Here is an 11,913-nt window from a genome sequence, read left to right as displayed (position 1 = left end):
AGCGCAGTCAAATCCATGCCCCGTTCCCTTGTTTCGTTCTGGAAACGTGTCGCCACCAGCGGAGCCACCGTTGATGGGCGCGTGATCCTTCCCCAGGAACTGCGCGATATCGCTGAAACCTACAAGCCGTCTTTTTACACGGCTGTGATCTGGTGCGATCACGAACGCTGGCCAGGCTCCCACGGCACTGTATACGCGGTGCGCCTGGTGGAAGAAGCCGAAGACCTGGAGCCAGGTGAATTGGCGCTGGAAGCGCAGTTGAAGCCCAACGATCGCCTGCTGTACCTGAATGACCAGGGCCAGAAGCTATTCAGCAGCATCGAAATTACCCCGGACTTCCGTGGCAAGGGCAAAGCCTACCTGACTGGTTTGGGCGTCACCGACCAACCGGCCAGTGTGGGCACCCAGGAACTCTACTTTTCCCACAAGAACACCCGCGCTTCGTATTACGCCGCCTCGGTCGAACTCGGCCGCCTGCAGGACGACAGCCAGGCCAGCGCCGAAACCGGACTGATCAATGCCCTGACCGGCTTTTTCAAGCGTTTCGCCTCCGATGTGCTGCCCGCCGAAACCACCCAACCCCAAACAGAGAGCAAACCCCCAATGGATGAAGCTACAGCAACGGCTTTGACGGCCCTGGTGGCGCAGCTGCTGGTTGTCGCTGCCGGCCTTCAAGCCGTCATTGAGCCGGCCGCCGCAGATGCACCTGAGCCCGACCAGGACTTGATCGACGACGTCAGCACGGCCGTGGATGACATCGTGGCCACCGCCGAGGAAGAGCGCGAATTCCGCCGCAAGAGCAAGGGCAACCAGTCCGTACTTGCCAAGCTGGATGCACTGCAGAAGCAGTTCAGCGCCCTGCAGAACAACTCAACCGGACGCCAGTTGCCGCGCAATCCCGGCCCGGTAACCACCGTCAAAAAGCGGGTGCTCTGACATGGCTTATTCACTGAGCGCCTACGGCGCCAAGATGTACGCCGAACTGCAGCTGGCCATCGCTGAAAGCTACGGCGTGGAGTTGGCCAGCAAGCACTTTAGCGTCGACCCGACCATTGCCCAGGAGCTGAACGACGCCATCACGGCTAAGTCGGACTTCCTGGAGCGGATCAACGTCATTCCGGTGACCGAGATCAAAGGCCAGAAGGTCTTCATTGGCGTGTCGGGTCCGGTCACTGGTCGCACGAACACCAAGACCACCGATCGCGAAGCCAAAGATGCGTCGTCGCTGGATCAGGACACCTACGAGCTGTCGTCGACCGAGTCTGATGTTGGCCTGCCTTACGCCAAGATCGATGCCTGGGCCAAGTTCCCGGACTTCCATCAGCGTTACTCCGCAGCTGTGCAGAAACAGATCGCGCTGGACCGCATCATGGTCGGTTTCCATGGCACCCATGCTGCCGTGCAGACCGACATCGAAAAATACCCGATGCTGCAGGACGTCAACAAAGGCTGGCTGCAACAGGCACGTGAACAGATCCCGGCCCAGGTCCTCAAGGAAGGCAAGGTCGCTGGCAAAGTCACCCTCGGCGCCGGTGGCGACTATGCCAACCTCGATGCCCTGGTGCACGACACCAAACAACTGGTGGACGAACGTCTGCGCGATGCCGGCGACCTGATCGCAATCATCGGTACTGACCTGCTGGCCGCCGACAAGGCCAAGCTGTATTCGAAGCAGGGCGACACCCCGACCGAAAAAGAGCGCATCGAAGAAGCCCAGGTAATCGCCACCTACGGCGGCCTGCCGAGCTTTAGCGTGCCGTTCTTCCCGGTCAACGGCGTGGTCGTCACCAGTTGGGACAACCTGTCGATCTACTTCCAGGACTCCAGCTGGCGCAAGCAGACCGTCGACAATCCAAAGCGCTCCCGCGTCGAGGACTACAACAGCCGCAATGAAGGTTATGTGATCGAGCAGCTGGAAAAGTTCGCCATGACCGAAAACGTGGAGCTTGTGGCGTGAGTCTGGCCCTTGCGCACAAGCGCCGCACTATCGCGCTGGGAGGCGCCGCCATTACGGCGGCTGCCGTCTCCGCAGCGCTTCCTTACTCGCCGGCGGAAGCCCTGAGTAGCCCCGCCAATGCACGCAAGCATCTGCTGCTGCAGGAAGCGGCCTTGGACCAGGACCTGGCACGTATCAGCGCAATCAACGGCCTGGCAGGACGCCAGGCACTCAAGCGCGAAGAGCTGCTGCCCAAATACCAAGAGTACGTCCAGCGCTATTGCGAATCGGGCCTGAACTTTCCAAACCGCGTTGCTGTGCAGGTGATGGTCTGGCTGTTCGACACCGCCCAGTTCGAAGACGCCCTGGAGCTGGCCGACGTCCTGATCGAGCAGGGCCAGCAGATGCCGGAGCGCTTCAAGCGCCGCGACATCCAGACCTTTGTCGCTGACGCCGTGTGTGAGTGGGCCTACGCCGAATACAAAGCCAATCGCAGCCCGGAGCCTTACCTCTCCGACTTGCTGCCGCTGGTTGACGGTAAGTGGCAGCTGACGGAGCAGATCCCGAGCAAGTACCACAAGTTGATTGGGATTCGTGCCTTGGAGGCTGGGCAGCTGGAAACCGCGCTCAAGCACTTAGAGCGTTCGACCGAGCTGTACGCCCAGGCCGGCAACGACACCCGTATCGAAAAGGTCCGCAAGGCCCTGGCAAAACAAGCGGCCGCTAACCCGGCTTCCGAATAACCGACTACCCCCCCAGCGGGGACCTGTGGAAGTGAGCCGCCCATTTATGGACCGTCCCACTGAAAACAGGCTCCCCGCCCTATTTGAGCGGTCAGCATGAGCTTTTCAGGTAAACCCACCACCCTTGTGGAACTGGCGATCGAGAATGACGGCTTCTGGCCGAACCTCGATGTGGCCGAGTTCCAGAAGGGCTATCGCCTGCCGGCGGAATACCTGGTGGAGCTGCTGACCGAAGAACTGACCACGGCCATGACCGAGGTCAATCGCGACTTGGCCACGTGCAAAGCGCGTTGGCAGAACCAAGGCGTCACCAGCTTGGAATCTGCTGACCCTATGGTGCTGCCCGAGCGCACATTTCAAGCAGCGACGTATAAACGCGCCGTGTATTGCCGGGCCAAGGCTACGTTGCTGACTCAGTTCGTGACCATCATCCGCCGCGACAGCGCCGAGAACCTGGGCAAGGAATTGCCCGATCGCCCGGAAACCTTCCTGGCATTCAGCCAACAAGCTGTGCGCTCGCTGCAGGGCCGTGGCCGCATTACGGCGGCGTTGCTATGAACAAGCTGCGCGCCCTGACCACCTACCTGATCGGCCTGAACCTGGTGCTGCCTGAGCAGATCGACAGTTGGGCCGAGCAGGTCAACCTGGATTTGATCTGGAAGGACACCACCCAAGGCCTGCACATGGGCGATATGCGTTACCGCGCCGTGGTGGTGATTGAGCGATTCGCCGGCAACCCGGCGTTGTTGATGGCGCTCCTGGGCGGCTGGTTGGAAACCCAGGATCCCGGCCGGGACGACGATCTGCCGGCGCCGACGTTCGCCGTCGACCAGGTGACCCCCGACGAAGCGGATCTGGAACTGACCCTGGAGTTCGTGGAGGCGCAACACCTGTCCGAAGACCCCACCGGCTTGATCGAGGCGTTCGGCAAGAAGTGGGGCCTGATCGCCTTTGACCTGTGGACGGCTGAACACGGCGAGGTCCGCGGCGGTGGCGCGTAGCACGTTTGAATTGGACGTTCGGGGCCAGCTCGGCATTCGCGAGCAGTTGGCCCTGCTGAGTCTGCCGCCGCAACTGCGCCGGCGTTTGCTCAACAACGTTACCAAGCGCGTGCGGACCATGAGCCGTAAGCGGATCCGCGAGCAGCGCAACCTGGACGGCTCGGCCTTCGAAGCGCGCAAGGGCGATGGCAAGGGCAAAAAGAAGATGGAAGCCGGCCTGGGCAAGTTGCTCCAGGTCACCAACGTGAGCCCGGACGCCGCAACCCTGGGCTGGCGTAACGCTCTGACGGGTTGGGTTGCTGCGCAGCAACACCATGGCGCGACCGAGCGCCGTACCGCCGCGCAGATGCGCCGCTGGAACAAGGTGCCCGAGGGCCTGGCCGCGACCGACAAGCAGGCCAAGCGCCTGCGCCGCCTGGGTTTCAAGGTGCGCCAGAAAGGCAGGAAAAGCCTTTCCCGGCCATCAGTGGCATGGATTCAGGAACACGTGAACTACGCCAAGGCGGGCCTGCTGATACGCATCCTGTCCGACGAAAAAGCCGAAGGCACCGGTGCGCAAAGCTGGGAAATCACCCTGCCAAAGCGCCAGTTCCTCGGCGTCAGCACCGACCGCGATACCAGCCTGCTGGTTAACCAGGTGCTTGAACAAATCCTCAACTCCCGCAAATAACGAGGCACTGCATGGCACTTGGCAACGTCAGCGTTAACAATCTCAACCTCGGCCAGGGTGCCGTGACCGAGATCGAACGCTATTTCCTGTTCATCGGCCCCGGCGTTAAAAGCGTCGGCAGCCTGATCGCCCTTAACACCGACAGCGACCTGGACGTAACGCTGGGCCTTCCTATCAGCGATCTGAAAACCCAGGTCGCGGCAGCCAAGGCCAATGGTGGAGACCGTTGGGCCTGTTTGGCTGCGCCGATCGCTGCCGATGGCGATTGGCGGGTTGCCCTGGAAAAGGCCCAGCAGCAGGGCTTTTCTGTGGAAGCCGTGGTAGTCACCGCGCCGGTGACCGCTGCAGCGGAACTGTCAGCCATGCATGACGCCGCGATCGCCGTCAGCAACACCTACGGTCGCCGTATGTTCGTGATGGCCAGCACCGCCGGCATCTCTGCAGAGCAGACTTGGGCGGACTACCTGGTCGAGCAAAAGAAAATCACCCACGACCTGGCAGCACCGCGTGTCCTGGTCGTGCCGCAGTTGCACGGTAATGACCTGGGCGTGCTGGGCGGGCGTTTGGCCAACGCGGCCGTGAGCATTGCCGACAGCCCTATGCGTGTGGCCAGTGGCCCGGTGTTGGCCCTGGGCAAAGTGCCCAGCGACAAAGACGGCGTGCCCCTGCCATCCGCGATCCGGGCGGAACTCGACAAGGCGCGCTTTTCGGTCTCGCAAACCTACCCCGACTACCCGGGCGTGTTCTGGGGCGACGGCAACATGCTCGATGCGCCGGCGAGCGACTTCCAGGTGGTCGAGTACCTGCGGCTGGCCGACAAAGCCGCTCGCCAGGTGCGCCCGCTGCTGATCCTGCGCGTTGCCGATCGGCGCCTGAACAACACGGCCAACAGCATGGCCGCTGCCGTCAGCGCGTTTATGAAGCCGCTGCGTGCCATGGCCAAGTCCGCAACCTTTGCCGGCCAGGTGTTCCCGGGCGAGATCGAGTCCCCGAAAGACGGCGACATCGTCCTGGTCTGGCACACCAAAACCAAGGTGGAGGTGTACATCAAGATCAAACCCCTCAATTGCCCCAAGGACCTGACGGCGAACATCGCCCTGGACCTTTCCAACGACGATTCGGAGTAATCCCGTATGTCCCGTATTGGCGGTAAAAACTTCGACATCAACCTGGGCGACCTGCAGGTGCATGTCGAAAGCTGCACCCTGGATATCACCGACAACACTGCCGTGGCGCAAACCCGGGGCGTACCCAACGGGCATGTCGACGGCGACGTGGCGGCCAGTGGTGAATTCGAGTTCGACACCAGCAACTTCAACCTGCTGATCGAGGCCGCCCGCACTGCCGGCAGCTTCCGCCAGTTGGAGCCGTTCGACTCGGTGTTCTTTGCCAAGGCCGGCGAAGAAGAGCTGCGCATTGAGGCCTTCGGCTGCAAGTTGAAGGTATCCAGCCTGCTGAGTGTCGACCCCAAGGGCGGCGAGAAGTCCAAGCATAAGGTGCCTTTCGAGGTCACCAGTCCGGACTTTATCCGCGTCAACGGCGTGCCTTATCTGGCTGCTGCAGAGATCGAGGGCCTGCGCTGATGGTGTGCCCGTTCGATCGTGCCCAGGCTCTGGAACAACGTCAGCGTGACGCTGCGATCGCGGCCGCGCTTGCCGTCGCACGGCCGAGCGGGCCAAGCCTGACCCACTGCAAAGACTGCGATAAGCCCATTCCGGAAAAACGCCAGGCGCTGGGCGGCATGACCCGCTGCGTGCCATGCCAAACCCTTTTTGAGCAAGGAAAGTGCTGATGACTGAGTCCGCAGCCAATGATCCGGTGCGCCTGATGGAGCGCGATATGGCGGTGTTCAAGCACCGCCTGGTCAGCCTGGAAAAGCGTCAGGAATCGGTCCCGACCCGCGTCACCAAGCTGGAGCAACAGTTCGAACACATGTCTGGCCAACTGTCGGAACTCAACGAAGGCCAGCAGAAGCTGACCGTTGTCGTGTCCGACATCGGCAAGAAGATCACCTGGGCGCTGGCCATTGCCAGCACCCTTTGGGCGGTCCTGCAGATGGTCGGTCCTACCTTGTTGCGGATCCTGTTCCCATGAGCCTGCGCGGCAAGATCGCCGCCGGTGCCATTGCGCTTTGCAGCTCCACGCTGGTGGTGTTCCTGGGCACCTGGGAAGGCAACGGCCAGAACACCGTCTATGCGGACAAGTTGGCCCAGGGCCTGCCGACCGTGTGCAAAGGGATCACCCGCCACACCAGCCCGTACCCGGTGGTCGTTGGTGACTACTGGTCGGACGCTCGCTGCAATGAGGTGGAGCAGTTGGTGATCCGTAAGGGGCAACTGCAGCTCGCTGATTGCATCACCAATCAGCAGGTCGGCCAGAACACCTTCGACGCTTTGAGCAGCCATGGCCACAACTTCGGCAGCGCCAGCACCTGCGCCAGTCGCGCCGTCGGCCTGATCAATGCCGGCCGTATCAAGGACGGCTGCAAAGCGCTGGCCTGGGCCGCTGACGGCAAAACCCCGGTCTGGGCATTTGTGACCACCGCCCAGGGCAAGAAGGTATTTATTCCAGGGCTGCACGCCCGCCGTTTGGCGGAAGTGGCGCTGTGCGAGGCGGGTTTGTGATGCGGGAAGTCCTGTTTCCCCTGGTGCTGTGCCTGATCGCATTTGTGGTCTTCGACATCTTGCAAGGCCAGCGCGATACCGCCCGCCGTGAGCGCGACAGCGCCCTGTTTGAAGCGGCAGGCCTGCGCGAAGCGGCGCGCATCAGCGGCGAAATGTTGGCCGACCGTGACGCGATCGATCTTAAACGAACCCTGGAGCTTGCCAATGAACGCGCTTCAAACCTTGAGCTGCGCCGTGCTGTTGACGATCGCCGTCAGCGGCTGCGCGTCAACGCCACCTGCAGCGCTGCCGGCACCGAAAAAGCCAGCGCCGGCGGCGTGGCTGATGCAGCCACCGCCGAACTCGCAGCAAACGCTAGACCGGATTATTTCACCCTCAGAGATCAGCTCGCCCTCAGTAAGCAAATGATCCTGGGCCTGCAGGACTACGTACACCAGGTGTGCCTGCGCTGACCTGAAACATCCTTTAAACCCACCACCACAACGGATACGAACATGACCCAAGCCCGCGAAATCACCCTGGAAATCGGCGTCAAGGAATTCACTTTCACCCTGACACCCCAGGACGTGACCAAGTACTTCAACGCCATGACTGCCAACAACAAGGTGGCGCCGTCTTTCAACCTGCTGAGCAGCACGGTTCTGCCGGCTGAAAAAGCCAGTCTGCGCGAGCTGCTGGCTAACCCAGTGATGACCATGCAAGTCGCCGGCGCGCTCCTCGAGGAGTACGCGCCCGACGTCGAGATCATCGTAAAAAAGCCCTTGAGCACGCTGACCGCCTGACCGAGGACGGTTTGGGCCAGTTGCTGGCTCTGACCAACCGTTGGCTACCTGGTGCCGAACCCAGCATTGAAAACATGGGTACGGCCAAGTGGCTGGATGATGAATATTGGAAACGCATGGAATTTGCCGTAGCCAGCGGCATTGCCCGTGCGTTGAACGGATAGGAACCACATGGCCGATCGTAGCGCCCGCCTGGACTTCATCCTGGCCCTGACCGACAAGGTCACCGCGCCCCTGGGCAAGGTGAAGATGGGCTTTTCCGAGCTGACCGAGCAAAGCGAAAAGAACATCAAGACCATGGGGATGGGCCTGGCCGGTGTGACGGGCGCATTCGTCGGCATCAATCAGTCGCTGCAGCCGGCCCTGGAGATGAACCGCGCCCTGGGCGAGGTCAAGTCCCTGGGCGTGGCCGAAGACGCGCTGACTGCACTGAATCAAAAGGCCCTGGAGTTCTCGGTGAACTACGGCGAGAACGCCAGGGATTTTGTCGCGTCGGCCTACCACATTGAGGGCGCTATCAAGGGCCTGACGGGCAGCCAGTTGGCCACCTTCACCAACACCAGCAACCTGCTGGCCAAGGCCACCAAATCCGACGCCGATACCATGGGCGCCTACGTGGGCACCATGTACAACCTGTTCAAAGGCCAGGCCGACGCCATGGGCAAGGGCGAATGGGTTGAAAAACTAGGTGGGCAAACCGCCTTGGCGGTGCAGCTGTTCCGCACCGACGGCGCTCAGCTCAAGGACGCCTTCAAGGAAGTGGGCTCGATCGCCACCGCTGCCGGCGTTGATATCGCGGAACAGTTCGCGGTGATTGGCTCGCTGAGCAGCACCATGGAAGGCGGCGACGCCGGCGGGCGCTACAAGGCGTTCTTTGAAAACCTGGGCGCCGCCTCGGAAAAAATGGGTCTGAAGTTCACCGACTCCAACGGTAAAGCGCTGCCCATGCTGCAGATCATGGACAAGCTGCAGGGCAAGCTGGGTGACCTGACCAGCGCGTCGGCCAGCGCCAAGCTGATGGACGCGTTTGGCGGGGAGGGCGCCCAGGTCATCGGCTCCCTGGCCAAGGACACCGACCGCCTGCGCAATGGCTTGGACAAGCTGGGCAAGGTGCGCGGCCTGGAGGACGCACAAAACATGGCCATGGCCATGGTCGACCCGTGGCAACAGTTCGCGGCAGCGGTCGAGGCACTGCGTATTGCCTTTGGTCAGGCGCTGATCCCGATCCTGACCCCATTGATGGCCAGGCTGTCCGGCATCGCCGGCACCATGACGCGCTGGACGCAGATGTTCCCGAATATCACCCGGGTGATCGGCATCGTTACGCTGACGATCTTGGCGTTGATTGCGGCAATGTCCCTGCTGACCTTTGCCATCGGCGCCAGCCGTATGGTCTGGCTGTCCATGGTCACGATTTGGAAAGTGGTGCAACTGATGAGCTTGCGTACTGCTGCCGGGTTCGTGCTGCAGAAGCTGATCATGCTGACCTACATCACTGTGGTGTATGGCCTGACGGCCGCCCTGGGCGTGGTGCGTGGCGTGATGCTGATGTGGCAGGGCGCGATCTGGCTGGTCAATGCGGCGCTGTTGGCCAACCCAGTCGCCTGGATCGTGATCGGCGTGCTGGCCCTGGTCGCGGCGGTGATTGCTGCGGCTGTGTACTGGGACGAATGGACCGCCGCGCTGATGAACAGCGAGGCGTTCAACTGGGTCAGTGACCAGCTCACCGCGCTGTCGGACTGGTTCGCCTCGATGGGCGGCTGGTCCGGGATGGCCAAGGCCGCATGGGACGGCATCGTCGCGATCTTTCATACGGCGATCAACAACCTAATCGAGATGCTGAACAAGATCCCCGGCGTCGACATTGAAACCCGCTTTGGCGCCATGCCCGAGGTGCCCGGTACTGACATCGGCGTTAACACCGTGGATGCCACTGCAGCGGCGCAGAAAGCCCAGCAGACCATCAATGCAGCGATTCCAAGCCTGTCGCCGGTGCGACCCAACGCGGTGCCCCAGGGCGGGCTGCTGACCAGCATCCAGAACACCCAAACTCAGAACAGAGGCATGCACGTGGAGAAAGTCGAGATCCACAACAGCAAACCTATGACCTCCCTGGAAATGGAAAACATGGTCGCCATGTCGGTGGGTGGATGAGCGAATACATCGACTTGTTGATCGCCGGCAACGACCTGGTGTTGGACCCGTCGCGTCAGCCGCTGCTGATCGATGACCGGGCCAGCATCGCCCAGGACATCGCCCACATGATCCGCGACAGCGGCTTGCTGGTCACGCTGGTAGCCGAGCGCGACCGGCTCAAGCAACGCGACTGCATCCAGCAACTGGAACTGCTGGTGGAGGCTGACGAACGCCTGGTACCGGGCACCGCGCAGATCACCCAGCTGCAGCCTGGCCAGTACCTGGTCACGGCGACGACCCTGAAATTCGGCAATATCGAGGTGACTTTGTGAGTGACGTAGATTTCAAGCAGGCGCTGTCCGACGCCGGCATTCCCACCACCGAGGCGGGGCTCCTGCAGGCTTGGGAAAACGAAGTAGCCGCCCAAGGCAGCAAGCTAAGCAACACCAGCGCCTATTCACCGTTCTGGCGCGTGGTGCGTGCCCTGGTGACCAAGCCGGTGCTGTGGATCCTGGACTTTTTCGTGGCCACGGTGCTGCCGAACTTTTTCGTCAAGACCGCTGCCGACGCCTGGCTCGATATGCTGGCTTGGGCGGTCAACGTTGAACGCAAGGGCGCGACCAAGGCCAAGGGCTTTTTGCTGTTCACCCGCGAAGCTGCCGGCGGCGCCCTGGAAGTGCCGGCCGGGACGCTGGTGCAGTCCGCATCCATCAACGGCCATATCTACCAGGTAGTGACCACCGCCGTGGGTGTGTTTGCGGATGGGCTAATGCAGTTGCAGATCCCGGTCGAGGCAGTCGACACCGGCGCCGGCTTCAACTTGGCCCCGGGCTACTACGCGATCCTGCCGGTGCCGGTCCCGGGCATTGCCCAGGTGGTGAACAGCGACGGCTGGTTGACTACACCTGGTGCAGATCCTGAACCCAACGACGAGCTGCGGTTGCGCACACGCAACCAGTTTTCGGCGGTCAACCAGTGGCACACCGACGCGGTGTATCGCGCCCTGATTTCGGCGTTCCCAGGTGTGCGCCCGGATGGCGTGTATTTTCAGCACGGCGCGCCGCGTGGCCCTGGCAGTGCCAATGCCTTTGTGCTGTTCGACGCGGACGTGCCGGCGGCGACGTACCTGGCACAAATCAACGCGCATATTCGCGACCAGGGCAACCATGGCCACGGTGATGATCTGTTGGTGATGGTCATGCCTGAAACCCAGCATGCCGTGAGGTTGGAGATCTGGCCTCGTTCGACCCTGACCACCGAACAGCGCGAAACCCTCAAAGGCAACGCCGCGCTGTTTGTGCGTGCTGCATTCCGCGACAGCACCGCTACGGACTTCCAACCGACGCTGACCTATCCCCAGTCGCGTTTCTCCTTTAGCCGCCTCGGTGAAGAGCTTCACCAGCAGTTCGCCGGCATTGAGTCACTGCGCTTTGCTACGGCCGACATCATCAGCGAGCTGAACATTCCCCGGATCCAGAGCCTGGAGGTGGTGCTGCATGATTAAGATCGATCTGCCGTTCTGGCTCGATGGCAGCGAGCTGGCCAAGCTCAAAGCGGCCGCCCAGTCCTGGTGGGAGCGCGTCGAGGGCTGGCTGCGCTGGCCGCTGCTGCAGATGGACGCGGACACCTGCCATATCACCGTGCTGGACCTGCTGGCCTGGCAGCGAGACATCACCCGCTTTAAGGGCGAGCCCGAGAGCTTGTATCGCCTGCGGGTCAAGTTCGCCTTTATCAACGCCGTGGACGCCGGCAGCACCGCCGGCATGAAACGCATCCTGGAGCGCCTGGGTGTCGGTTACGTCGAGATCGAGGAACGCCAGGCCGGTCGTGACTGGGACGTGGTGCTGCTGCGTTTCACCGACTCGCAACTGTCGCAAAACCCCGAGCTGTTGCGTGTGCTGATCCAGCAATACGGCCGCACCTGCCGGCGCTATGACTTTTCCACCATCACACCGGTCCCGGTGCAGATCGCCCTTGTTCACTTCCACGACGATCAGCAAACGCTGGTCGCCAGCCTTTAG

18 protein-coding genes are annotated in these 11,913 nt (G+C 61.9%); all 18 read left to right on the top strand.

Features of this window, described 5'->3' with window-relative positions; all coding sequences use genetic code 11:
* Positions 1–15 precede the first annotated feature (15 nt).
* The gene (locus RB216_RS21975) at positions 16–936 is read left to right on the top strand and encodes a GPO family capsid scaffolding protein (RefSeq protein ID WP_308907889.1); all 921 of its coding nucleotides are present in this window, start codon (positions 16–18) and stop codon (positions 934–936) included.
* Between the two features lies 1 nt (position 937).
* Complete coding sequence (locus tag RB216_RS21970; RefSeq protein ID WP_078834482.1) at positions 938–1,957, top strand: phage major capsid protein, P2 family; 1,020 nt, start codon at positions 938–940, stop codon at positions 1,955–1,957.
* A complete protein-coding gene (gpM, locus tag RB216_RS21965; RefSeq protein WP_308907888.1) occupies positions 1,954–2,679 on the top strand; it encodes a phage terminase small subunit in 726 nt (241 codons plus the stop codon). Before RB216_RS21970 ends, gpM begins: the two co-directional genes overlap by 4 nt.
* A gap of 96 nt (positions 2,680–2,775) precedes the next feature.
* Positions 2,776–3,237 (top strand): head completion/stabilization protein, encoded by a 462-nt coding sequence (locus RB216_RS21960; protein ID WP_308907887.1) that lies wholly within the window; start codon positions 2,776–2,778, stop codon positions 3,235–3,237.
* The gene (locus tag RB216_RS21955) at positions 3,234–3,680 is read left to right on the top strand and encodes a phage tail protein (RefSeq protein ID WP_308907886.1); all 447 of its coding nucleotides are present in this window, start codon (positions 3,234–3,236) and stop codon (positions 3,678–3,680) included. The genes RB216_RS21960 and RB216_RS21955 overlap by 4 nt, the downstream gene beginning before the upstream one ends.
* Positions 3,670–4,350 carry a phage virion morphogenesis protein gene (locus tag RB216_RS21950; RefSeq protein ID WP_308907885.1) on the top strand — a complete coding sequence of 227 codons (681 nt, stop codon included), beginning with the start codon at positions 3,670–3,672 and terminating at the stop codon, positions 4,348–4,350. Before RB216_RS21955 ends, RB216_RS21950 begins: the two co-directional genes overlap by 11 nt.
* An 11-nt stretch (positions 4,351–4,361) precedes the next feature.
* Positions 4,362–5,477 (top strand): DUF2586 domain-containing protein, encoded by a 1,116-nt coding sequence (locus tag RB216_RS21945; RefSeq protein ID WP_308907884.1) that lies wholly within the window; start codon positions 4,362–4,364, stop codon positions 5,475–5,477.
* A gap of 6 nt (positions 5,478–5,483) precedes the next feature.
* Entirely contained in the window at positions 5,484–5,933 is a 450-nt protein-coding gene (locus RB216_RS21940) for a DUF2597 family protein (RefSeq protein WP_021491344.1), read from the top strand.
* A complete protein-coding gene (locus tag RB216_RS21935; RefSeq protein WP_308907883.1) occupies positions 5,933–6,142 on the top strand; it encodes a TraR/DksA C4-type zinc finger protein in 210 nt (69 codons plus the stop codon). The genes RB216_RS21940 and RB216_RS21935 overlap by 1 nt, the downstream gene beginning before the upstream one ends.
* Complete coding sequence (locus tag RB216_RS21930; RefSeq protein WP_308907882.1) at positions 6,142–6,444, top strand: hypothetical protein; 303 nt, start codon at positions 6,142–6,144, stop codon at positions 6,442–6,444. The genes RB216_RS21935 and RB216_RS21930 overlap by 1 nt, the downstream gene beginning before the upstream one ends.
* Positions 6,441–6,974: a lysozyme gene (locus tag RB216_RS21925; protein WP_308907881.1), complete on the top strand. Its 534-nt coding sequence runs from the start codon at positions 6,441–6,443 to the stop codon at positions 6,972–6,974. Before RB216_RS21930 ends, RB216_RS21925 begins: the two co-directional genes overlap by 4 nt.
* Positions 6,974–7,426, top strand: a complete 453-nt coding sequence (locus RB216_RS21920; protein ID WP_308907880.1) for a lysis system i-spanin subunit Rz — start codon at positions 6,974–6,976, stop codon at positions 7,424–7,426. The genes RB216_RS21925 and RB216_RS21920 overlap by 1 nt, the downstream gene beginning before the upstream one ends.
* Before the next feature lie 42 nt (positions 7,427–7,468).
* On the top strand, positions 7,469–7,756 hold the full coding sequence (locus tag RB216_RS21915; RefSeq protein WP_308907879.1) for a putative phage tail assembly chaperone: 288 nt from the start codon (positions 7,469–7,471) through the stop codon (positions 7,754–7,756).
* Between the two features lie 20 nt (positions 7,757–7,776).
* On the top strand, positions 7,777–7,920 hold the full coding sequence (locus RB216_RS21910; protein WP_157955048.1) for a DUF6890 family protein: 144 nt from the start codon (positions 7,777–7,779) through the stop codon (positions 7,918–7,920).
* A 7-nt stretch (positions 7,921–7,927) separates the two neighbouring features.
* A complete protein-coding gene (locus RB216_RS21905; protein ID WP_308907878.1) occupies positions 7,928–9,910 on the top strand; it encodes a phage tail tape measure protein in 1,983 nt (660 codons plus the stop codon).
* Complete coding sequence (locus tag RB216_RS21900; RefSeq protein ID WP_021491335.1) at positions 9,907–10,224, top strand: DUF2590 family protein; 318 nt, start codon at positions 9,907–9,909, stop codon at positions 10,222–10,224. The genes RB216_RS21905 and RB216_RS21900 overlap by 4 nt, the downstream gene beginning before the upstream one ends.
* A complete protein-coding gene (locus tag RB216_RS21895) occupies positions 10,221–11,396 on the top strand; it encodes a baseplate J/gp47 family protein (protein ID WP_308907877.1) in 1,176 nt (391 codons plus the stop codon). The genes RB216_RS21900 and RB216_RS21895 overlap by 4 nt, the downstream gene beginning before the upstream one ends.
* Entirely contained in the window at positions 11,389–11,913 is a 525-nt protein-coding gene (locus RB216_RS21890) for a phage tail protein (protein ID WP_308907876.1), read from the top strand. Before RB216_RS21895 ends, RB216_RS21890 begins: the two co-directional genes overlap by 8 nt.

The sequence above is a fragment of the Pseudomonas canadensis genome, from assembly GCF_030980095.1.
In the GTDB taxonomy this organism is placed as follows: Bacteria; Pseudomonadota; Gammaproteobacteria; order Pseudomonadales; family Pseudomonadaceae; genus Aquipseudomonas; species Aquipseudomonas canadensis.
This window is presented reverse-complemented; position numbering and strand designations above follow the sequence as displayed.

Excerpts from the sequence above, each read along its gene's own strand:
- RB216_RS21890 (WP_308907876.1), top strand. The coding sequence starts at position 11,389 with ATGATTAAGATCGATCTGCCGTTCTGGCTCGATGGCAGCGAGCTGGCC.
- RB216_RS21915 (WP_308907879.1), top strand. The coding sequence starts at position 7,469 with ATGACCCAAGCCCGCGAAATCACCCTGGAAATCGGCGTCAAGGAATTC.
- RB216_RS21955 (WP_308907886.1), top strand. The coding sequence starts at position 3,234 with ATGAACAAGCTGCGCGCCCTGACCACCTACCTGATCGGCCTGAACCTG.
- RB216_RS21975 (WP_308907889.1), top strand. The coding sequence starts at position 16 with ATGCCCCGTTCCCTTGTTTCGTTCTGGAAACGTGTCGCCACCAGCGGA.
- RB216_RS21945 (WP_308907884.1), top strand. The coding sequence starts at position 4,362 with ATGGCACTTGGCAACGTCAGCGTTAACAATCTCAACCTCGGCCAGGGT.
- RB216_RS21930 (WP_308907882.1), top strand. The coding sequence starts at position 6,142 with ATGACTGAGTCCGCAGCCAATGATCCGGTGCGCCTGATGGAGCGCGAT.
- RB216_RS21920 (WP_308907880.1), top strand. The coding sequence starts at position 6,974 with ATGCGGGAAGTCCTGTTTCCCCTGGTGCTGTGCCTGATCGCATTTGTG.
- RB216_RS21970 (WP_078834482.1), top strand. The coding sequence starts at position 938 with ATGGCTTATTCACTGAGCGCCTACGGCGCCAAGATGTACGCCGAACTG.
- RB216_RS21940 (WP_021491344.1), top strand. The coding sequence starts at position 5,484 with ATGTCCCGTATTGGCGGTAAAAACTTCGACATCAACCTGGGCGACCTG.
- RB216_RS21905 (WP_308907878.1), top strand. The coding sequence starts at position 7,928 with ATGGCCGATCGTAGCGCCCGCCTGGACTTCATCCTGGCCCTGACCGAC.
- RB216_RS21935 (WP_308907883.1), top strand. The coding sequence starts at position 5,933 with ATGGTGTGCCCGTTCGATCGTGCCCAGGCTCTGGAACAACGTCAGCGT.
- RB216_RS21900 (WP_021491335.1), top strand. The coding sequence starts at position 9,907 with ATGAGCGAATACATCGACTTGTTGATCGCCGGCAACGACCTGGTGTTG.
- RB216_RS21925 (WP_308907881.1), top strand. The coding sequence starts at position 6,441 with ATGAGCCTGCGCGGCAAGATCGCCGCCGGTGCCATTGCGCTTTGCAGC.
- RB216_RS21960 (WP_308907887.1), top strand. The coding sequence starts at position 2,776 with ATGAGCTTTTCAGGTAAACCCACCACCCTTGTGGAACTGGCGATCGAG.